Origin of the sequence: Mycobacterium szulgai, from assembly GCF_002116635.1 — a bacterium.
In the GTDB taxonomy this organism is placed as follows: Bacteria; Actinomycetota; Actinomycetes; order Mycobacteriales; family Mycobacteriaceae; genus Mycobacterium; species Mycobacterium szulgai.
Window position 1 is genome coordinate 131,269 of record NZ_LQPW01000010.1, and the last position, 20,694, is coordinate 151,962.

General features: G+C 71.1%; 17 protein-coding genes and 1 pseudogene. 12 read left to right on the forward strand and 6 right to left on the reverse strand.

Going from position 1 to position 20,694, the window contains the following annotated elements:
* Positions 1 to 27 precede the first annotated feature (27 nt).
* The 7 genes from AWC27_RS02685 to AWC27_RS32565 all read left to right on the forward strand — a co-directional run bounded on the left by AWC27_RS02685 (position 28) and on the right by AWC27_RS32565 (position 11,377).
* Positions 28 to 2,112 carry an MMPL family transporter gene (locus AWC27_RS02685; RefSeq protein ID WP_085669067.1) on the forward strand — a complete coding sequence of 695 codons (2,085 nt, stop codon included), beginning with the start codon at positions 28 to 30 and terminating at the stop codon, positions 2,110 to 2,112.
* The gene (locus AWC27_RS02690; protein ID WP_085669068.1) at positions 2,105 to 2,584 is read left to right on the forward strand and encodes a TspO/MBR family protein; all 480 of its coding nucleotides are present in this window, start codon (positions 2,105 to 2,107) and stop codon (positions 2,582 to 2,584) included. Before AWC27_RS02685 ends, AWC27_RS02690 begins: the two co-directional genes overlap by 8 nt.
* A gap of 9 nt (positions 2,585 to 2,593) precedes the next feature.
* Complete coding sequence (locus AWC27_RS02695) at positions 2,594 to 3,928, forward strand: cryptochrome/photolyase family protein (protein WP_085669069.1); 1,335 nt, start codon at positions 2,594 to 2,596, stop codon at positions 3,926 to 3,928.
* Between the two features lie 102 nt (positions 3,929 to 4,030).
* Complete coding sequence (locus tag AWC27_RS02700; protein ID WP_085669070.1) at positions 4,031 to 4,576, forward strand: anti-apoptotic protein; 546 nt, start codon at positions 4,031 to 4,033, stop codon at positions 4,574 to 4,576.
* Between the two features lie 30 nt (positions 4,577 to 4,606).
* Entirely contained in the window at positions 4,607 to 4,909 is a 303-nt protein-coding gene (locus AWC27_RS02705; RefSeq protein ID WP_085669071.1) for a hypothetical protein, read from the forward strand.
* An 8-nt stretch (positions 4,910 to 4,917) separates the two neighbouring features.
* Positions 4,918 to 5,397, forward strand: coding sequence for an SRPBCC family protein (locus AWC27_RS02710; protein WP_085669072.1), 480 nt, complete (start codon positions 4,918 to 4,920; stop codon positions 5,395 to 5,397).
* A 127-nt stretch (positions 5,398 to 5,524) separates the two neighbouring features.
* Complete coding sequence (locus tag AWC27_RS32565) at positions 5,525 to 11,377, forward strand: PE family protein (RefSeq protein WP_211281538.1); 5,853 nt, start codon at positions 5,525 to 5,527, stop codon at positions 11,375 to 11,377.
* Positions 11,378 to 11,620: 243 nt separating this feature from the next.
* Here AWC27_RS32565 and AWC27_RS02720 read toward each other — a convergent pair whose 3' ends face one another.
* From AWC27_RS02720 to ruvC, 5 genes are all read right to left on the reverse strand, one after another.
* Positions 11,621 to 12,286, reverse strand: a complete 666-nt coding sequence (locus AWC27_RS02720; protein WP_085669073.1) for a hypothetical protein — start codon at positions 12,284 to 12,286, stop codon at positions 11,621 to 11,623.
* A 173-nt stretch (positions 12,287 to 12,459) separates the two neighbouring features.
* Positions 12,460 to 12,846 (reverse strand): DUF1304 domain-containing protein, encoded by a 387-nt coding sequence (locus AWC27_RS02725; protein WP_085669074.1) that lies wholly within the window; start codon positions 12,844 to 12,846, stop codon positions 12,460 to 12,462.
* Between the two features lie 8 nt (positions 12,847 to 12,854).
* Complete coding sequence (gene ruvB, locus AWC27_RS02730; protein WP_085669075.1) at positions 12,855 to 13,892, reverse strand: Holliday junction branch migration DNA helicase RuvB; 1,038 nt, start codon at positions 13,890 to 13,892, stop codon at positions 12,855 to 12,857.
* Positions 13,889 to 14,491 carry a Holliday junction branch migration protein RuvA gene (gene ruvA, locus AWC27_RS02735; protein WP_085669076.1) on the reverse strand — a complete coding sequence of 201 codons (603 nt, stop codon included), beginning with the start codon at positions 14,489 to 14,491 and terminating at the stop codon, positions 13,889 to 13,891. The genes ruvB and ruvA overlap by 4 nt, the downstream gene beginning before the upstream one ends.
* Positions 14,488 to 15,042, reverse strand: coding sequence for a crossover junction endodeoxyribonuclease RuvC (gene ruvC, locus AWC27_RS02740; RefSeq protein ID WP_085669096.1), 555 nt, complete (start codon positions 15,040 to 15,042; stop codon positions 14,488 to 14,490). Before ruvC ends, ruvA begins: the two co-directional genes overlap by 4 nt.
* Positions 15,043 to 15,179: 137 nt before the next feature.
* On the opposite strand from ruvC, the gene AWC27_RS02745 reads away from it, so the two are divergent.
* From AWC27_RS02745 to AWC27_RS02765, 5 genes are read left to right on the forward strand one after another with little or no spacing between them, the layout of a single operon-like run.
* Positions 15,180 to 15,797, forward strand: a complete 618-nt coding sequence (locus AWC27_RS02745; RefSeq protein WP_085669077.1) for a DUF4178 domain-containing protein — start codon at positions 15,180 to 15,182, stop codon at positions 15,795 to 15,797.
* A gap of 8 nt (positions 15,798 to 15,805) precedes the next feature.
* Complete coding sequence (locus AWC27_RS02750; RefSeq protein WP_085669078.1) at positions 15,806 to 16,330, forward strand: DUF2617 family protein; 525 nt, start codon at positions 15,806 to 15,808, stop codon at positions 16,328 to 16,330.
* Entirely contained in the window at positions 16,327 to 16,758 is a 432-nt protein-coding gene (locus tag AWC27_RS02755) for a DUF4247 domain-containing protein (RefSeq protein ID WP_085669079.1), read from the forward strand. Before AWC27_RS02750 ends, AWC27_RS02755 begins: the two co-directional genes overlap by 4 nt.
* A 22-nt stretch (positions 16,759 to 16,780) precedes the next feature.
* The gene (locus AWC27_RS02760; protein ID WP_085669080.1) at positions 16,781 to 17,239 is read left to right on the forward strand and encodes a DUF350 domain-containing protein; all 459 of its coding nucleotides are present in this window, start codon (positions 16,781 to 16,783) and stop codon (positions 17,237 to 17,239) included.
* Positions 17,236 to 18,804 (forward strand): polyamine aminopropyltransferase, encoded by a 1,569-nt coding sequence (locus tag AWC27_RS02765; RefSeq protein ID WP_085669081.1) that lies wholly within the window; start codon positions 17,236 to 17,238, stop codon positions 18,802 to 18,804. The genes AWC27_RS02760 and AWC27_RS02765 overlap by 4 nt, the downstream gene beginning before the upstream one ends.
* Here AWC27_RS02765 and AWC27_RS32570 read toward each other — a convergent pair.
* Positions 18,801 to 20,694 (reverse strand): annotated as a pseudogene (locus AWC27_RS32570) (PE family protein); the annotation flags it as partial. The gene AWC27_RS02765 and the pseudogene AWC27_RS32570 sit on opposite strands and share 4 nt — an antisense overlap.

Genomic DNA, 20,694 nt, shown 5'->3' on the forward strand with positions numbered 1-20,694 from the left:
TGTTTCAGGAACTGAAATGCTTGGCGGGTGGTGTGGGAGGGACTCGCCGCCGGGGTGACGGGCCGCCGCTCTTGGCTTCTCACGTTGGGTGCATTCTTACTGGCCGGCGCTTTCATGATGATGGTGGGCGCGAATTCGGCGGCAAGCCAGGCGCCGGTGTCGCTGCCTGCCGACTCCGACTCGGCCAGGGTCGAGGCGCTGGCCGCTCAGTTTCCCGGCGGTGCACAGGCTCCGGTGCTGCTGGTGGTCAGCCGCGGTGACAATGGCGCGCTTGACAGTGCGGATCTCGGCGCCACCGAACAAGCCCGCGCCCGGATGCAAGCGTACGCACCTGCACCGGCCCCGCCGATCGTCGTCTCCGCCGACGGCAAGGTCGCGATCGCACCGGTGGCGCTGAACGTCGACCTGTCCGGTTTGGCGCTGAGCGACGCCGTCATCGCGTTGCGCGGCGCCGCGAACACCGGTCTGCCGCCCGGCCTGCGCGCACACGTCACCGGTGGACCGGCATTCGGCGCCGATATCGCCAACGCGTTCAGCGACGCCAACGTCACCTTGCTGGCCGTGACGGCGTCGGTGGTGGCGCTGCTGCTGATCGCCACCTACCGCTCACCCGTGCTGTGGCTGGTTCCGCTGTTGGTGATCGCGTTCGCCGACCGGGTCGCGACGTCGGTCGGCACCGCGGTGGCATCGCTGACGGGCCTGAGCTTCGACGGCGCGACTTCCGGGATCACCAGCGTGTTGGTGTTCGGCGCGGGAACCAACTACGCGCTGTTGCTGATTTCGCGCTACCGGCAAGAACTTCGGCGTCATAGCGAGCACCGGGAAGCGTTGCGCCGCGCGGTGCGCATGGCCGCACCGGCGATCGCGGCCAGCAACGCCACCGTGGTGCTGGCCCTGCTGACTTTGGTCTTCGCCTCGACACCGAGCACCCGCAGTCTGGGGGTGCTTGCGGCGTGCGGACTGATCGTCGCCGCCCTGTCGGTGCTGATCACGCTGCCACCGCTGCTGGCGCTGTGTGGGCGGCGACTGTTCTGGCCCTTCATCCCGCGTCCCGGCGACGGCGCAGCGCTGGATTCGGGCTTCTGGCATGCGATTGCGACCAGGGTGGCCCGCCGGCCGGCCGCGGTAGCAGCGGTCACCGTCACGGTTCTGCTGGTACTTGCCGGCGGCCTGCTGGGCACTCGCATCGGCTTGTCCCAGACCGAACAATTCCGGGTCAAAGCCGACTCGGTCTCCGGGTTCGAAGTGGTCGCCGCACATTTCCCGGCCGGCCTTACCAACCCGACGCTGGTCGTGGCCCCTACGGCTGCGGCCGTCCAAGTGCGACAGGCCATCGGCGCCACCCCCGGCGTCGTCTCAGTCACCGATGCCGGTCAGTCCAAAGCGGCGCTGACCAGGTGGTCGGTGGTGATCGACGCCCCGCCCTCGTCGGATCGTGCCTTCAATACCATTGCTGCGCTGCGCCTTTCGACCAAGCGCGTGACCCCAGACGCGCTGGTGGGCGGCCCGGACGCACAGGGGCTCGACGTGCGCGACGCCGCCGCGCACGACCGGCACTTGCTGATCCCGGCGATTCTGGCCGTCATCCTGGTCGTGCTTTATGTGCTGCTGCGATCCGCGCTGGCACCGCCGATCCTGCTGGCCGCCACGATCCTGGGCGCCCTGGCCGCGCTGGGTCTCGGCGGATGGGCCAGCGTGCATGTCTTCGGATTCCCGGCCCTGGACAACAGCACTGTGCTGTTCGCATTTCTGTTTCTGGCCGCTCTTGGGGTGGACTACACGATCTTCCTGGTCACCCGTGCCCGCGAGGAGACGGCCCGCCGGGGCGCCCGCGAGGGCATGGTCCGAGCGGTCTCGGCCACCGGCGGCGTCATCACCAGTGCCGGAATCGTTTTGGCCGCCGTGTTCTGGGTATTGGGAGTATTGCCGCTGATCGTGATGACCCAACTCGGCATCATCGTCGGCCTGGGAATCCTGATCGACACCTTCGTCGTGCGCACTCTGGTCATCCCAGCGCTGTTCGCCCTGATCGGTGACCGCATCTGGTGGCCCAATGACCCGAGAGTGGTTTCACCACAAGAACACTCAACGAACGGAGGATCCGATGGATAGCAAAACGGTAGCCGGCACCGCGCTGGCCGTGGCCGCGGCAGCGGGCACCGGAAGCATAGCCAGCCCGCGGCGCGATGCCTCCTGGTTCAGCCGGATTCGCAAGCCTTCGTATCAACCGCCCAGCGTGGTATTCCCGGTGGTTTGGACCAGCCTGTACACCGACATCGCGGCCACCTCCGCGGTCACCATCGACCGGTTTCGCACCGACGGACAACCCGCGAAGGCACGCCGCTACGCGGCGGCGCTGGGCGCAAATCTGGTGCTCAACGCCGGCTGGAGCTGGCTGTTCTTCGGCTTTCACAAATTGGGCGCCTCGGCGCTGGGCGCCGCGGCACTGACCGTGAGCAGCGCCGACCTGGCCAGGCGCGCCGCCGAAGCCGACCCGCGAGCCGGGCGCGCACTGTTGCCGTACCCCTTGTGGTGCGCCTTTGCCACTGTATTGGCCACCCACATCTGGCGACTCAACCGCTAGCGCCCAAATATGCCCGTCCTGTTGTGGTTTCGGCGTGATTTGCGGTTGGCAGATCATCCGGCACTGGCCGCTGCCGCCGCAGACGGCGACGAGGTGCTGGCCTGCTTTGTTCTCGACCCGCGCCTGGAGGAGTCATCGGGGCGGCGCCGGCTGCAATTCCTGGGAGACTCGCTGCGGCATCTGAACGACGAACTGAGTGGCCGGCTGTTGGTGGCCCATGGCCGGCCGGACGACCGGATTCCCCAGATTGCCAAGCACATTAAGGCCTCTGCGGTACACATTACGGAGGATTTCGCACCGTTCGGGCGACGGCGCGACGAACAGGTGCGCGCCGCGTTGGGTTCGGTGCCGCTGGTGGCTACTGGCTCGCCCTATCTGGTCTCCCCCGGTCGCGTCACCAAAGACGACGACACCCCCTACCGGGTGTTCACTCCGTTTTTCCGACGCTGGCGCGAATCCGGTTGGCGCGCACCGGCACAATCGAGTGCCGAATCCGCCCGCTGGATCGACCCGGCGGGCGTGCAGATCAAACCCTGCCCGATACCCGACCCCGGCGTGCCACTCGATGCGGCTGCCGGTGCGGCGGCGGCACTTTCGCAGTGGGCCCGCTTTGTCGCCGACGGGCTCGAGCGCTACGCCGAAGACCGCAATCGCCCCGACCTCGCGGGCACCAGCCGGATGTCGGCGCATTTGAAATTCGGCACCATCCACCCCAGAACCATGGTGGCCGACCTGAACCTGCGGCGCAAAGGAGACTCAGATTACCTGCGCGAGTTGGCTTTTCGTGATTTCTACGCCGCGGTGCTGTATCACTGGCCGGACAGCGCGTGGCGGAATTGGAACCACGACTTCGACGCCATCCAAACCGACACGGGCGCCGAGGCCAAACGCCGCTTCGAATCCTGGAAAGCCGGCGAAACCGGATACCCGTTGGTGGACGCCGGGATGCGTCAGCTCCGTGAGACCGGTTTCATGCACAACCGGGTGCGGATGATCGTCGCCTCGTTTCTGGTCAAAGACCTGCACCTGCCGTGGCAGTGGGGGGCGCGCTGGTTTCTCGATCAGCTCGTCGACGGCGAGATGGCCAACAATCAGCACGGCTGGCAGTGGTCGGCCGGGTGCGGCACCGACGCCGCGCCGTACTTCCGGGTATTCAACCCCGTTACGCAGGGGCAAAAGTTCGATCCCACAGGCGAATACATTCGCCGCTGGGTTCCCGAGCTGCGCGACGCCGCCGACGTCCACCTCCGCAAGGGGCCGCAGCCATCCGGATATCCCACGCCGATGGTCGACCACGGCGCCGAGCGGGCCGAAGCGCTGCGCCGCTACGGCAACATCGGGTGATCCGACAACCCTTGGCGCTTTTACGCCGAATCGCTTTCACAACAAGCCGTTGGCATGCCATTATCAGCCGATTCACAGTTGTCGGAAGCCCCGGGAGGCGATATGGCTCACTCGTTCGTTCGGACATTGCTGGTCTCCGGCGCCGCTGTCGGCCTGATGGCCAGCGCCGGGGCTTGCTCGTGTTCCATCGGATCGTCGGCCCATTCGGTGAGCAAGAGCGACGTCATCGGCCAGATCACCGCCAAGATGACCGACGCCGCCGGCAACAAGCCGGATTCGGTGACGTGTCCGGGTGACCTGCCGGCAAAGGTCGGTGCGCAGCTCAACTGCGAGATGAAGGTCAAAGACGCCAAGTACAACGTCAACGTCACGGTGACCAGCGTCAACGGCAGCGACGTCAAGTTCGACATGGTCGAGACCGTCGACAAGAACCAGGTCGCGAGCATCATCAGCGACAAACTGACCCAGCAGGTAGGCCAACGGCCCGACGCGGTCACCTGCCCGGACAACTTGAAAGGCGTTGAGGGCGCGACGCTGCGGTGCCAGCTCACCGACGGCAGCAAGAAGTACGGCGTCAATGTCACCGTCACCAGCGTCGACGCCGGCGATGTCAACTTCGATTTCAAGGTCGACGACCACCCGGAATAACCGGGCCGCTGAATGCCGAGGAATGCACCCATGAGCACCAGCCAACCGCCGGTCACCGGCCCCAGCGGCGTTGAGCCGTCAGCCGGCCGGCGCATGCGGACCGCCATGAGCCCGCGCTTCCTGCTGGCTGAGGCCGATGGCTATCCGGTTGTGGTCAAACAGTTTCTGCAGTTCTGCTTGATCCTGATCTATCCGGCGTGGCTGGTCGCCGTGCTGCTCTCGGCAGCCATGTACTACACCGTGTATGCGGTGCTGTGGACGCTGACCTGGCCGTTGCGCGCCTGGATGAAGAAGAACCGTCCCGACGATTACGCGGCCAGCCAGCAGAAGTAAGGCAACTCATGACCACGAGCCCCGAACGTTACGTCGTCACCCGCGCGATCGCGGCCACGCCGGAGGCGATTTTCGCCGTACTGGCCGACCCGGTGCACCATCAAAACACCGAGCCCGGCGACTGGGTCCGCGATGCCGTTGCGAGCGAACCGATCACCGCCGCCGGCCAGATCTTCGCAATGAACATGTATCTCACCCAGGCCGGTGGTGACTACGTCACCTACAACCTCGTCAATGTCTTCGACGAGCCCCGGGCCATCGGCTGGATTCCCGGCCAACTCGACGACGCCGGCAACCACGCTCCGGGTGGTTGGTTCTGGCGCTACGACCTGGCTCCGAACGGGGACGGCACGGAAGTCACCCTCACCTACGACTGGACCGCGACGCCGCAGGAGTTCCGGGATCGGGTGGGCTCGATGCCCATCTTCGGAGAGGACTACCTCGCGGCGTCACTGGCGACGCTGGAGGAAACCGTCACAACCACCTAGCGCCCGTCGAACGCATGAATCAATCGCGCGCTTATTTATCCGTAATCGCGATACGCTTTCGAGTCACGGGGGAAGGCGCGGCGGTCTGGGGTGGTAGGTCGCCGCGAACTGAATAGTGAGGTGCGCGGTGTCCTTCGTGATCGCTTCCCCGCAGATGCTGGCGGTGGCGGCTTCGGATTTGGCGGGGATCGGTTCCACGATCGGGGCGGCCAACGCGGCGACCGCGGCCCCGACCACTGCGCTGATCGCGGCTGCCGCAGATGAGATCTCGACGGCGGTAGCCGCACTGTTCGGCACGCACGCTCAGGACTATCAAGGGCTCAGTGCGCAGGCCGCGGCCTTTCATAGCCGGTTTGTGCAGACCCTGAACGCTGCCGGCAATGCATTCGCCGGCGCCGAAGCCAGCAACGTGTCATTGGCCGGCTTGGCGGCCGGCGGGGCGCAGTCGCTGTTGGTGGATCCGGTCAACCAGCTAGGTCAGGCCTGGCTCGCCAGTCCTGTTGGCGCAGTGGTGAACCCGGTGGCCAATGCGCCGTTCGTGGCGCTCACCGGACGCGCCCTGATCGGAAACGGCGCGGCCGGCGCGGCCGGGGTCAATGACGGAGCCGGCGGTGCCGGTGGTTGGTTGTTCGGCAATGGGGGCCCCGGCGCGGCGGGCACGCTGACCACCGCGCCCGGCCGCGGTGGCAACGCCGGGCTGGTGGGTGACGGCGGGGCGGGCGGAATCGCTCTGCCCAACAGCGGTGCCACGGGCGGTGCGGGCGGCAATGGCGGATTGTTGATGGGCAATGGCGGTCCGGGCGCCCCCGGCGCGCCGTCGTTCAATCCCCTGGTCCCCGGCGGCAACGGAGGCCCCGGCGGCAACGCCGGATACTTCGGAACCGGCGGCACCGGCGGGGCCGGTGGTGCCGGTGCGGCCGGCCTGCTCGGTGATTCCGGACTGAACGGCATCGACGGCGGCCATGGCGGTAACGGTGGTTTGGGCGGCAACGGCGGCGCCGGCGGCTTGGGCGGCTCCATCGCCGGCAACGGGGGTGACGGCGGAGTCGGTGGTGCCGGCGGTGTTGGCGGGACCGGCGGGCATGGCGGCACGGGTACTACCGGCAGCCACGTCACCGGCAACGGTTCCGGCGGGATCGGCGGCAACGGCGGCGACGGCGGGACCGGTGGTGCCGGCGGTGTCGGCGGCAACGCCGGCCACGCCCAAGGCCTGGGATTCGCCGGCACCAACGGCACCGGCGGCGCCGGCGGGACGGGCGGTAACGCCGGAACCCCCGGTGACGGCGGGATCGGGGCGCACGGTGATGCCGCCAACATCGATGGTGGGGCCGGCGGCAACGGCGGGAACCCCGGAGTGGTCGGCGTCGGTGGTCAGGGCGGCGGCGCGGGCAGCGGCGGCAGCGGCGGAGCCAGCGGCACCAACGGCAGCCACGGCAACACACCCAGCAGCGGGGGCAACGGGGGTGCCGGCGGTAACGGTGTCAACGCCACCGCAGCGACCACCACCGCCGGCAATGGCGGCAACGGCGGCAACGGCGGGTCGGTGGGCAGCGGCGGTACCGGCGGCAACGGCGGCAACGGGCTCAGCGCCACCGTCCCGGGCGCCAACGGTTCTAACGGCGGCTATGGCGGCAACGGCGGCAATGCCGGAATTCATGGGCTGGCCGGCGGCAACTCGGGCAACGGCGGCAACGGTGGCAACGGCGCCAACGGCATCTCGACCATCGCCAACGGAGCCGGCGGCGACGGCGGCAACGGCGGCAACGCCGGGAACATCGGCACCGGCGGAACCGCGACCGCGCTACTTGGTCACGCCGGCAACGGGGGCAACGGCGGAAATGGGGCCACCAACCACTCCGCCGACGGCCCCGGTGGTCGTGGTGGCAATGGCGGCAACGCCGGCACCGTCGGCACCGACGGCCACGGCGGCAACGGCGGCAATGGCGGCGACGGCGCCAGCTTCACCGGCAATTCCGCCGGTGGCGGGACCGGCGGTAGGGGCGGCAACGCCAGCACCGGCGGCACCGCAGGCCGTGGCGGCGACGGTGGGGCCGGCGCGGCCAGCGGCAACGGCGGTGACGGCGGAAACGGCGGCAACGCGATCGGCGGCACCGCTGGCAGTGGCGGCAACGGGGGTGCCGGCGGCAACAGTGGCTTCGGTATCGACAATCTGAACGCCGGGAATGGCGGCAACGGCGGCAACGCCGGCACCGGTGACACGCCCGCCGACGGCGGTAACGGCGGCGCCGGCGGAGTCGGTGCCGGCGGCGGAAACGGCGGCAATGGCGGCAACGGCGGCAATGCCAGCTCCAAGGCCGGCAACGCCGGTGCCGGCGGGAACGGTGGCAATGGAGGGGCCGGAGTCAACGGCACCAGCAGCGTCAACGCCGGGGCCGGCGGGGCCGGCGGAAACGGCGGCAACTCCGGCACTATCGGCGCCCTTGCCAACGCAGGAGCCGGCGGCAACGGCGGAACCGGCGCTAACGGCGATATTGCCAACAACAACGGTGATGGCGGGTCTGGCGGGTCCGGCGGGTCTGGGGGCAACGGCGCCGCCCACGGCGATGGCGGCAACGGCGGCAGCGGCGGCAACGGCGTCTCCGGCGGGAGTGGCGGGGCCGGCGGCGCGGGCGGCAATGCCGGCACCAACGGCAATGGCGGCAACGGCGGGTCCGGGGGGCAAGGCACGACGGCCCCCGCTGTTCACAACCCCACGCCGCTACCGCCCTCACAGCAGCAGGCCGCGGCAGCAGGGACCCCCGGTGTCAACGGCGGAGCTCCCAACGGAGTCGATGGCAGCGACGGCGGCGCGGGCGCCAACGGCGGCGCGGCGCAGCCAGGCGGCGCGGGCGGTGATGCGGGCGGCGGACACCTCGCCGAAAGTTCCAGCGGCGGCAACGGCGGCAAGGGCGGAAACGGCGGCCCCACCGATGGCGTGGTCGCTGCCGCAGGCGGCGCAGGCGGCGACGGCGGCGACGGTCACTTCGACGGCTGGGGCGGCAATGGCGCCAGCGGCGGCACCGGTGGCTCCGGCGGCGGCACGGGAGGCAACGGCGGCCAGGGCGGCGGGGGTGGCATCGGCCTCACCGCGCAACCGGACACCAAGGCCGGCGACGGCGGCTCCGGCGGCGCAGGCGGCACCGGTGGCATCGGCGGCGGCACCGGAGGCAACGGCGGCGATGGCGGTGCCTCCGGTGACCACGCCGGTAACGGCGGGAGCGGCGGCAACGGCGGAAACGGCGGGTTCGGCGCCGGCACCGGCGGTAATGGCGGCAACGGCGCTGACGGCGCGACTGTGGCCGCCGATGGTGGGACCGGTGGAGTAGGCGGGGTCGGCGGGGCGGCCGGCGCCGGCGGCGGTGGCGGCGCCGGCGGCTTCCTGGGGTCCGCTGGGCATGCCGGCGGCAATGGCACGGGCGGAGTCGGCGGGACCGGCGGCACCGGCGGCCAGGGCGGCGTCGGCCAGGTGGGCACTAGCGACCCGGTGACGCCCACCAACGGTCTGCTGGGCGGCCAAGGCGGCACCGGTGGCCAAGGTGGCGCCGGTGGAGCCGGTGTGGGCGGCGTCGGTGGCGGAGCCGGTGGACAAGGCGGCATGGGCGGCCAGGGCGGGACCGGCGGCGATGGAGGTTCTAACACGGGCACCAGCGGTGGCAACGGTGCCGACGGTGGCGACGGCGCTATGGGTGGCAAAGCCGGACACGGCGGGACAGGAACCGACGGCGGTGCGGCCGGCGCCATGGGCACCGGCGGTACCGGCGGCACCGGCGGCCATGGCGGGGCCGGTGGTAGCGGCATCGACGGCACCAGTGATTCCAAGTCGCCCGACGGCGGCCATCTTGGCGGCAAGGGCGGAGCCGGCGGCAAAGGCGGCGAGGGTGGGGTCGGCGACGGCCTGGGCCACAACGGCGGTGCGGGCGGCCAGGGCGGAGACGGCGGCCAGGGCGGCACCGGCGGCAACGGCGGCAACAACACCGGCACCAGCGGCGGCGACGGCGCTAAAGGTGGACAGGGCGGCACCGGCGGCGACGCCGGTGCGGCGGGTGCCGCAACCGATGGCGGTGCGGCCGGTAGCTACGGCACCGGCGGCGCCGGCGGTACCGGCGGCAACGGCGGCACCGGCGGCACCGGCACCTCCACTCCCGACTCAACCGCTCCAATGGACGCGGGACAAGGCGGCATGGGCGGCGACGGCGGCCAAGGCGGAACCGGCGGGGCCGGCGACGGCATGGGCCACCACGGCGGTGCCGCCGGTACCGGCGGCACCGGCGGTAGCGGTGGGACGGGCGGCAACGGCGGGAACAACCTCGGCAGCGGTGGCCAGGGCGGCCCCGCCGACGGCGGCGGCACGAGCAGCAGCAACGGCGATGGCGCCAAAGGCGGACAAGGCGGCACCGGCGGCGCCGCCGGCGCCGGCGGTACGACAACCGACGGCGGCGCAGCCGGCAGCTACGGCACCGGCGGCGCCGGGGGCCACGGCGGCAACGGCGGCAACGGCGGCAACGGCATCTCCACCGCCGATTCGGATGCTCCCGCCGACGCCAGCCAAGGCGCTCAGGGCGGCGCCGGCGGCAAAGGCGGCACCGGCGGGGCCGGCGACGGGCTGGGCCACCACGGCGGGGCCGCCGGCCAGGGCGGCGTCGGCGGCAACGGCGGTACCGGCGGCAATGGCGGAAACAACATCGGCACCGACGGCGGCGATGGCGCAGCCGGCGGGCAAGGCGGCACCGGCGGCGACGCCGGAGCAGCCGGGGCGATCACCGACGGCGGCGCGGCCGGCAGCTATGGCACGGGCGGCGCCGGCGGGCATGGCGGCGACGGCGGCAACGGGGGCACCGGCGCCAACGGCAACAATGACCCGACACCAACCGAAGGCCATAAGGGCGGCCACGGCGGTGCCGGCGGAACCGGCGGAACGGGCGGGGCCGGCGACGGGCTGGGCCACCACGGCGGGGCCGCCGGAGACGGCGGGGCCGGCGGCACCGGTGGCACCGGCGGCACCGGTGGCGAGAACACCGGCACCACCGCCGACGGCCTGGCGGCCAAGGCGCGAAAGGCGGACAGGGCGGCACGGGCGGCGATGCCGGCGCGGCCGGAGCGATCACCGACGGCGGCGCAGCCGGCGCCAACGGCACCGGCGGCGACGGCGGCCTCGGCGGCAACGGCGGAACGGGTGGCACCGGCGCCGACGGCACGTTCATCTCCGGTGCTACTCCTACCAATGGTGGCTCAGGCGGCTTGGGCGGAGCCGGCGGCACGGGCGGCACCGGCGGTGCCGGCATCGATGGGGCCGGTGGCGGCGCCGGCGGTAAAGGCGGGGTCGGCGGGACCGGCGGTGACGGCGGCAAGGGCGCCGTCAATACGGACACGGGCTCAGCCAGCTCGAACGGCGGCCAGGGCGGTAACGGCGGCACAGGCGGCGACGGCGGGGCACCGGGCGCCGGGAACACCACGGGCGGCGAAGGCGGCCAGGGCGGCCACGGCGGCAACGGCGGCTTCGGTGCCGCCAATGCGAGCGGCGTCACCGATGGCGCCCTCGGCCTGGGCGGCGGCGGTGGTGGCGGAGGCGCCGGCGGCCAGGGCGGCAATGGCGGAGGCGGCGGTGCCTCCGGCGGCGCAGGCGGCCAAGGCGGTGACGGCGGCACCGGCGGACCGGCCGGCAGTGCCACCACCGGCGCCCTCGCCGCCGGCGGCGACGGCGGTGGAGGCGGTGGCGGCGGCGCTGCCTCTGGCGAAACCGGTGGCCGAGGCGGCGGAGGGGGCGGCGGCGGCGCCGGCGCCGCAGCCGCCACGGCTGCCTATGGTGGCGGTGGCGGCGGAGGCGGCGCGGCGGGAGGCGCGGGCGCCATCGCCGGGACGGGTGGCGCCGGCGGTGATGCCTCGGTCGGTCTCACGGGTGCCGACGGCGGGGGCGGCGGCATCGGCAGCGGCGAGGCCGATGGCGGAATTGGCGGCGGCGGAGGTGGCGGCGGCGCGGTAAGTCCTAACGAACAGGGCATCCTGATACCCGCCAACGGACATGCCGGCAATAACGGTCTCCCCCCGGATCCCGGCGTCGGAGGACCCGGCGCCCATAACCCCTTCGGCGGCCAAGATGGCGGTAACGGCGGTAGCGCCGGCGCCGGCGGCCAGGGCGGCTTCGCCCTGGTCGGCTACCCCGGTTCCAATGGCGGCGCCGGTCGGTCGGGTTAACCCGACCCGAGGCCGGCACCGCCGATCGCCGCTATACGTGGGCGCGGTGTCGCCAGGGCATGCCCCGGTGCCGCGGCTCAGGCTCTGCCGCCGGCGGGTACTGCTCCCCACGCGGCGTAGTGAGTGCCTGGGAGGAGACGGCAGCCGGCTCGGGCTCGGCCGCATCCATATACGGCTGCGGAGCCGGCTCGTGCGCCACCCGCGAGTCGGCGGGTTCCACCGCCCGGACATCACGCGCCAGCCGGACGGCCAACCGCGCCAGGACCGCCCCACTCAGGAATGCGATCAACACACCGAGGCCGGAGAAATAAGCGATTTCCAGTGCCGCGCGCTTGCGCGCGGTGGCAGCGACCGGGTCGCCGACCGAACCGATGCTCAGCAGCGGTGCGATCGTGCCGCCGACCACGAACCAGGCGCCACCGAGAGCCGCCAGCCAACCGCCGAGCATCGCGCTGGCGCGGTTTCCCGAAACGATGAGCAGCAGGCCGCCGACGGCGGTCGCGGCGCCGGGCAGTACCTCGAGCCAGCCGCGCGCCGTGGTCCATGCGTGGCCAGGCGTGTATGCGAAGTCGAAGTTAGGACCGACGAAGGGAATAAGCGCCCCCCAGGCGCCGAGAATCACGAGGAGTACTCCGATCACGGTGCCGCGGGAGCGTGGCATACGCAACCGGCCAGGACGGTCTTCAGTGTGTTTCATGGCAATCTCCTTGTTTGGTACCGGCTTGGGTACCCGGCCGATCTGGTGATGTAACCGACGGCCTCCGTACGACTGCTTGGTGAGACGCGATATCGCCGGTGATATCGCGTTTCCAGTTCGAGTAGGTTCCCGCTCGGCGTGACGGCTGTGACAGGTGTGACTGGGGAGGCCAGTTACGACGTCAGGCCGATCACCAGCAGCACGACGGCGATCGCCGGAAAGGTGCCCTGCGTGATCGCGGCCCGCGCCTTGTCCCGCGCGGAAACCAGCAGGACCACCGCGGCCGCGCTCATCGATCCAACGCCGGCCAAGAGCAGCGCGGCGCCCACGCCCTGATGCGCCGTCGCGACCGCGACGATCCCCGCGCCGGTGACGATCGCCAGAAACAAGTTGTAAAAGCCCTGGTTGAACGCCAGCAGCTTGGTTGTCTCGGCCTCTTCGGGCGTGGTGCCAAACGTCGCGCGGGTGCGCGCAGACGTCCAGGTCAGCGACTCCATGACGAAGATGTAGACGTGCAAGAGTGCGGCCAGCGCGGCGAACACCAGGGCGGCGGTGATCATCAGTCCTCCTACTCGAAGAGACCCGGTTGCGTGGCTCCGACGGGTGGAGTCATGCCCAGGTGCGTCCAGGCCAGGGCGGTGGCCACCCGGCCGCGGGGGGTGCGGGCGACCATACCGGCGCGGACCAGGAACGGTTCGCACACCTCCTCGACGGTGGTGGCCTCCTCCCCTACCGCCACCGCCAGCGTCGATACTCCGACCGGCCCGCCACCGAAGCTGCGGGTCAGCACCGTCAGCACCGCCCGGTCCAGCCGGTCCAGGCCGAGTTCGTCGACGTCGTAGACCTCCAGCGCGGACTTGGCGATGTCGCGGGTGATGATGCCGTCGGCGCGCACCTCGGCGAAGTCACGAACCCGGCGCAGCAGCCGGTTGGCGATTCGCGGTGTGCCCCGTGAGCGCCGGGCGATCTCCGCGCCGGCCTCTGCGCCCAGTTCGATGCCCAGGATCCCGGCGGAGCGCGCCAGCACCCGTTCCAGCTCGGCCGGCTCGTAGAAATCCATGTGCGCGGTAAATCCGAACCGGTCGCGCAACGGGCCGGTCAGCGCGCCGGACCGGGTGGTCGCGCCGACCAGCGTGAACGGAGCCACCTCCAGCGGAATCGACGTTGCCCCAGGGCCTTTGCCGACGACCACGTCGACGCGGAAATCCTCCATCGCCAGGTACAGCATCTCCTCGGCGGGCCGCGCGATGCGGTGAATCTCGTCGATGAACAGCACGTCGTGTTCGACCAGATTGGACAGCATCGCCGCCAGGTCGCCGGCGCGTTCCAACGCGGGCCCCGAAGTCACCCGCAGCGAAGATCCCAGCTCGGCCGCGATGATCATCGCCAGCGATGTCTTGCCCAAACCAGGTGGACCGGACAGCAGAATGTGGTCCGGCGTGCTGCCACGGTTCTTCGCGCCCTCGAGGACCAGTTGGAGCTGTTCGCGGACCCGCGGCTGGCCGATGAACTCGCGCAGCGAGCGGGGCCGCAGGCTGACGTCGATGTCGCCCTCGCCGACGGTCAGCGCGGGCGAGACTTCGCGATCGAGTTGCTCCTCGCTCATTTCGACTTGCCCAGCAACGACAGGGCAGCACGCAGGGCGCTGGACGTCGTCACTTCCCCGTTTTGGTGGTCGCCGCTGAGCACCTTGTCGGTGGCCTCCTCGGCCTGTTTGGCAGCGAACCCGAGTCCGACGAGGGCCTCGACCACGGGGCTGCGCACCGCATGCCCGTTGACCACCGGCGTGCCGCCGGCGGCGGCCACCGCCCCAACCTTGTCGCGCAACTCCAAGACCATGCGCTCGGCACCGCGCTTGCCGATGCCGGGCACCCTGGTCAGCGCGGTGACATCACCGTCGGCCAGCGCCTGACGCAGCGCCGCGGCGTCGTGTACAGCCAGCGTCGCCATGGCCAATCTCGGCCCGACGCCGGACACCGACAGCAAGGTCAGGAACAGGTCACGGGTTTCGGTATCGGAGAACCCATACAGCGTCTGCGAATCTTCACGCACGATCATCGCGGTGATCAACCGGCCTTCGGTGCCCTGCCGCAACGTCGCCAGCGTCGACGGCGTCGCGTTCACCCGGTAGCCGACCCCGGCGGCCTCGATAACCACGTGATCGAGGGCCACCTCGAGCACCTCACCGCGGACCGAGGCGATCATCGCGCGGCCTTGAGCTTGGCCTGGTATGCCCGGCGTTGCTGGGCCGCCAGTGCTTGCGCCTTGGCCAGCCGGGCGATCGTCGGCGCCCGCCAGCAGTGACAGATCGCCAGGGCCAGCGCGTCGGCGGCGTCGGCCGGGGTCGGTTTGGCTTGCAGCGCAAGGATTCTGGTGACCATCGCGGTGACCTGGGCCTTGTCGGCGGCGCCGTTGCCGGTGACCGCGGCCTTGACCTCACTGGGTGTATGGAAGTGCACATCGATGCCACGCTTGGCCGCGGCCAGCGCGACCACGCCGCCGGCCTGGGCGGTGCCCATCACCGTCGTCACATTGAGCTGGGAGAACACCCGCTCGACGGCCAGCACGTCAGGGTGGTGAGTATCCAGCCAGTGGTCGACGGCGTTGCTGATCGCCAATAGCCGCTCGGCCAGCGGGGCATCCGAGGGGGTGCGCACCACGTCGACGTCCAGCGCAATGAGCTGCCGCCCGCCCGCGCTCTCGACCAGCGACAGCCCGCATCGCGTCAACCCCGGATCAACGCCCATCACCCGCACCGCAGCTCCCACCTCACAACCGGTACCCGAACAGCTGTTCGATAGCCTAGCGGCTGCATCCGCCAGCAGCCGGTACGACACGCGATCGAAAGCTGTTACCTTAAACCGCACATTCGCCGCGGTACGAAGGGGTATGCGTGGGAACACTGCTGGTCATAGCCGCCCTGGCGTTGTTCTTGGCGTCCATCGTCGTCCTCGTCGTGGCGCTGCGCCGCCCCAAGCAACCGGGCCAGCCGTCGGGACGCCAGGACCCGTTGTCGTCCAGCGCCTCGTCGCCATTCGGACCGCAATTCGGGCCCCGGCAACTCGGGCCGGGCGCGATCGTCAGCTACGGCGGCGTGGACTACGTGGTGCGCGGGTCGGTCACCTACCGCGAGGGGCCCTTCGTGTGGTGGGAGCATCTGCTGGAAGGCGGCGATCAGCCGCTCTGGTTCAGCGTCGAAGAGGACGACGGGCGCCTCGAACTCGCGATGTGGGTCAAACGCACGGATCTGGGTGAGCTGCAGCCCGGTGGCCAGCACGTCGTGGACGGCGTGACGTTTCACGAGCAGGAGCGCGGCCACGCCGGGTACACCACCGAAGGCGAAACGGGGCTGCCGGCCGGTGGCGATATGGACTTCGTCGATTACGCCGATGCCGACGAGTCCTTATTGCTGTCCTTCGAACGCTGGGCGCCCGGCATGCCCTGGGAGATCTCGACGGGCAAGTCGGTGTCGACCGGCGAGCTCACCGTCTACCCTGCGCCCTCTGCCTAGGACCGCCGGTGCCGCTTCATCAGCTTGCCGTCACTCCGGCTGACGTATCCGGAGCCCGGCTCGCACTAGCACTCAACGAGCCCGCGCCGCGGCCACTGGCCACCTACCGGCTGGACCACCCCGGCGGCGGCACCCTGTTGCTCGGTGTGCTGGGCGCATCGCACCTCATCACCGTCGAGCACGGCGCGGAATGTTTTTCCGAACAGGTGTCCTGCGCAGTCGGGAGTCACGCGGGCTTGCCCGAGCGTCGCGAAGGGCCCGGCTATCACCTGCAATCTCATACCGAGCATTGTGACGAGCCGAGGTTTCGCCGCCTGGCCCAGCACTTGCGCTGGCGCTGTGCACAAGAGAAGGGATGGCTCGGCGGCGTGTTCCCCGGCGATGACGCCGCATTGACCGCGCTGTTCGCCGTGCCCGACGGCCCCGGCTGGCGCTGGCAGACCTGGCATCTCTACCCGCTGCATGTCCATCCACTGCCTGCGGGCGGGTCCGGTGGGACGGTGGTTCATACCGCGAGCCGGTGGCAGCCATGAGCCGCAACCGGTTGTTGTGGATCGCCCTTGGGCTGGCCGGGGCGGCATTGGTCTCGTTGGTTTCCGGATTGCTGTTGCTGCACAAGGACATCGGCTCATATGTCGCGTCCCACTATCACGAGTACTCACAGGACGTGAACGGGACACGCTACGTCTGCACGGGGTCACCCAAGCAGGTGGCCGACTCGCTGGCCAAATACCAAGCCCCCCGGGCGCGTGCGTCCAGCGGCGACAACGAATACCTGCGCTACAGCGACAACATCGTCATCGTGGGACCCGACGGCAGCCATCCGTGCAGCGTCCGCGTCGAAGGCTTGAGCGCGGGATACAACCACGGCTCGTTCATCTTCCTCGGTCCCGGATTCACACCCGGGTCCCCGTCGGGCGGCTCGGGCGGTAGTCCCGGCGGACCCGGCGGGACCAAATAGGTATCGCAAAAGGAGACCAGCCATGTACACAGCAGCCATCGATTTCGGCACCGTCAGCGTCGCACCGATTCTGCACGGGGCGGTCGCCACGGTCCTGTATTTCCTGGTGGGCATCGCGGTCCTGATCGCCGGCTTCCTCATGGTCGACGTGCTGACTCCGGGGAACCTGCGCCGGCTGGTGTTCATCGAGCGCCGGCCCAATGCCGTCGTCCTGGCCTCGGCCATGTACGCCGCGCTGGCCACCGTCATCATCGCCGCGATCTACACCAGCTCCAGCCAGCTGGGCCAGGGTCTGCTCGGGGTGGCGATCTACGGCACGGTGGGCGTCATGCTGCAGGGGGCGGCGCTGTTCATCTTGCAGATCGTGGTGCCGGGCAACTTCCACGAGCACGTCGGGGAACCGGAGCTGCATCCGGCCGCGTTTGCCACGGCCGCGATGTTGCTGGCCGTGGGAGGGGTCACCGCGGCCGCACTGTCGTGACCGCTGTCGAGGTGGCGCCGGCCACCGAGTCTTCCGGGCGCTGGCGGGCGGTGCTGCTGGCCGCGGTCGCCGCATGTGCGGCCTGCGGCATCGTCTATGAGCTGGCGCTGCTGACCCTGTCGACCAGCTTGAACGGCGGCGGCATCGTGGCCACCTCGTTGATCGTCGCAGGCTATATCGCCGCACTGGGGTTGGGCGCGTTGCTGGTGAAGCCGTTGCTGGTGCGGGCGGCCATCACCTTCATCGCGGTGGAGGCGCTGCTGGGCATCGTCGGCGGTTTGTCGGCGGCGGCGCTGTATGTGGCCTTTGCGTTCGTCGACGGGTCCACCCTGGTGCTGGTGTTGAGTACCGCCCTGATCGGTTGCCTGGTCGGTGCCGAGGTACCGCTGCTGATGACGCTGTTACAGCGCGGTCGGGTATCCGGCGCCGCCGATACCGGACGCACGCTGGCCAACCTCAATGCAGCCGACTATCTGGGTGCTTTGGTCGGCGGGCTGGCCTGGCCGTTCGTCCTGCTGCCGCAACTGGGCATGATCCGTGGCGCGGCGGCCACCGGCATCGTCAATCTGGTGGCGGCGGCGGTGGTGGCGGTCTTCTTGTTGCGCCCCGCGGTGTCCCGCCGCCGGCTCGCCGCCGCGTTGTGCGCGCTGGGCGCGGCGCTGGCCGTGCTTGTCACGCTGTTGGTGCAGGCCCACGACATCGAGACCACCAGCAGGCAAAACCTCTACAACGATCCGATCATCGCCTATCGGCATTCGGCCTATCAGGAGATCGTGGTGACCCGCCGCGACAATGACATGCGCCTCTATCTGGATGGGGGTTTGCAGTTCTCCACCCGCGACGAATTCCGGTATACCGAGAGCCTGGTCTATCCCGCGCTCGGCGGCGCCCCCGGGAAAAGCGCGCATTCGGTGCTGGTGCTGGGCGGCGGCGACGGCTTGGCCGCCCGAGAGTTGTTGCGGCAGAATGGGATCCAGCAGGTCGTCCAAGTCGAGTTGGATCCCGTGGTGATCGAGCTGGCCCGCACCGTCATGCGCCCGGCAAACGGCGGTTCGCTGGACAACCCGCGCGTCCACGTCGTGATCGACGATGCGATGAGCTGGCTGCGCGGCCGGCACGCGCCGGGCGCTTTCGATGCGGTGATCGTCGACCTGCCCGATCCGGACACACCGGTACTGGGCCGGCTGTATTCGACGGAGTTCTATGGCTTGGTCGCCGGGGCGCTGACGCCCGGCGGGCTGATGGTGGTGCAGTCGGGAAGTCCGTTCTCCACGCCCACGGCGTTTTGGCGCACGGTGTCTACGGTCGCGGCCGCCGGCTATGCGGTCACCCCGTACCACGTGCACGTGCCCACCTTCGGTGACTGGGGTTTCGTGCTGGCCCGCCGCGGCGACACCGCCCCGGCGCCGACCGTGCCCGCTGACGCTCCCCCGCTGCGCTTTCTGGACCAGCGGGTGCTCGACGCGGCCACGGTGTTCTCCAGCGACGTCCGGCCGCGGCCGCTCGAACCGTCGACCTTGGACAATCCCCGCATCGTCGAGGACATGCGGCACGGGTACGACTAAATCGGCTGAATCGGCGGGAGTTGGCCGGCTCCGCCGCCAGCGCCGCCCGCGCCGCCGCCGCCACCCACGCCCGGGCCGCCGCTAGCGCCGGCCTGACCGGGGTCACCAGGGTTTCCCCCATATACGTCCGCCGTACCACCGGTGCCACCGGCGCCACCGGTACCACCGGCGCCACCGACGGCATCGCCGCCAGCGGTGCCGCCCGTGCCGCCGCTACCGCCGGCGCCGCCGTTGCTGGCGAACACGCCGCCGTCGCCACCCGCGCCGCCGGCACCGCCGGTGCCGCCGGCCCCGGCCGCGCCGCCGCCGATACCGGTGCCACCGGTCCCGCCGATGCCGCCGATGCCCCCGACGCCAGGCTGGCCGGTGGGTCCGTAGCCGCCGGTGCCGCCGGTACCGCCGGTGCCGCCGCTGCCCGCGGCCTGGCCGGCAGAACCGCTGCCACCAGTGCCGCCGGCGCCGCCGCCACCGCCAGAACCGCCGCTGCTGCCCGGTTGATCTGGGTCGATTTCGTTGATATCGCCGATCCCGCCACCGCCGCCGGTCCCGCCGGTCCCGCCGGTTCCGCCGGGTCCGTTCATGCTGGTGCCGCCGGTGCCACCCGCGCCGCCGAGACCGCCGTCGCCGCCGGCGTCACCGGTTCCGACGTCGCCGCCGCCGCCCCCGGCGCCGCCACTTCCGCCAGTGCCGCCCGGTCCGGCGATACTCGTGCCGCCGACCCCGCCGATACCGCCAACGCCGCCGTTTCCACCTGATCCGCTAACCGAGCCAACCAGTCCCATATCGCCGCCGCCGCCGGCGCCGCCCGCGCCGCCGGCCGAACCGGTCAAACCGGTGCCGCCCTGACCACCCATACCGCCGGTGCCACCGACGCCGCCGGCCTCGTTGAATCCGTCTGCCCCGTCGCCACCGTCGCCGCCCTGGCCGCCGGTGTACTTGGTGGTGCCGGCGGCGCCGAGGGCGCCGTTGGTCGATCCGCTGCCGCCGGCCCCGCCGCCGCCGGCTGCGCCCGCATTGCCGCCGTTTCCGCCGTCGCCACCATTTCTGATAAGCACGTCCGACGAGATTTGGCCGCCGCCGCCCGCCCCACCGTCACCAGGTTTGCCGCCGCTGCCGCCGGTCCCGCCGACCCCGCCGGCACCCTGAGCACCCGCGTGGCCGGCGGGTGCTGTCGCGGATCCACCGGCACCGCCGTCACCACCGATCCCACCGGTGCCGCCCATGCCGCCGTCGCTGCCGTTGCCGCCGTTGCCAGGAGCGAAGGGGTGGTCCTCGGCGTCGACACCACCGTCGTGGCCGGTGGCCCCGTCGACGCCGCTGCCGCCGTCTCCGCCGGTGCCACCGACACCGCCGGCGCCACCCGCGCCGCCGTCGCCGGCATTCGTTCCGCCGTTGCCGCCGACGCCGCCGTTGCCGCCTTTGCCACCGGGGTTGCCGGTACCGCCGGTGTCACCTTGGTTCACACCAGCGGCTCCGGTGGTGCCGGTGGCGCCCTGGCCGCCGGCCCCGCCGGCGCCGCCGTTGCCGATCACCCCGCCGTCGCCGCCGTGCCCGCCGGTCCCGCCGACGCCACCGTTGTGATCCCAGTCGCCGGCCGCGCCCATCCCACCGGCGCCGCCATTGCCACCGCCGGTGGGGGCTGCGCCGGCGGCGCCGGCCGCACCCGTCGTGAAGCCGGCGCCGCCGGCACCGCCGACGCCGCCGGTCCCGGGATTACCACCGTGTCCGCCGGTGCCGCCGAGGCCGTTGTTGACGTCCCAGTCGCCGACGGCACCGACCCCGCCGTCGCCACCGAGCCCGCCGACGCCGCCGTTTCCGCCGGCACCACCGGCGCCCTGGTGGCCGCCGAACTTGCCGGCCGCCGCGCCGCCGACACCGCCGACCCCGCCG

Bases quoted from the DNA above. Each gene is read 5' to 3' on its own strand.
- AWC27_RS02690 (WP_085669068.1), top strand. From the start codon at position 2,105: ATGGATAGCAAAACGGTAGCCGGCACCGCGCTGGCCGTGGCCGCGGCA.
- AWC27_RS02695 (WP_085669069.1), top strand. From the start codon at position 2,594: ATGCCCGTCCTGTTGTGGTTTCGGCGTGATTTGCGGTTGGCAGATCAT.
- AWC27_RS02700 (WP_085669070.1), top strand. From the start codon at position 4,031: ATGGCTCACTCGTTCGTTCGGACATTGCTGGTCTCCGGCGCCGCTGTC.
- AWC27_RS02705 (WP_085669071.1), top strand. From the start codon at position 4,607: ATGAGCACCAGCCAACCGCCGGTCACCGGCCCCAGCGGCGTTGAGCCG.
- AWC27_RS02710 (WP_085669072.1), top strand. From the start codon at position 4,918: ATGACCACGAGCCCCGAACGTTACGTCGTCACCCGCGCGATCGCGGCC.
- AWC27_RS02720 (WP_085669073.1), bottom strand. From the start codon at position 12,286: ATGAAACACACTGAAGACCGTCCTGGCCGGTTGCGTATGCCACGCTCC.
- AWC27_RS02725 (WP_085669074.1), bottom strand. From the start codon at position 12,846: ATGATCACCGCCGCCCTGGTGTTCGCCGCGCTGGCCGCACTCTTGCAC.
- ruvB (WP_085669075.1), bottom strand. From the start codon at position 13,892: ATGAGCGAGGAGCAACTCGATCGCGAAGTCTCGCCCGCGCTGACCGTC.
- ruvA (WP_085669076.1), bottom strand. From the start codon at position 14,491: ATGATCGCCTCGGTCCGCGGTGAGGTGCTCGAGGTGGCCCTCGATCAC.
- AWC27_RS02755 (WP_085669079.1), top strand. From the start codon at position 16,327: ATGAGCCGCAACCGGTTGTTGTGGATCGCCCTTGGGCTGGCCGGGGCG.
- AWC27_RS02760 (WP_085669080.1), top strand. From the start codon at position 16,781: ATGTACACAGCAGCCATCGATTTCGGCACCGTCAGCGTCGCACCGATT.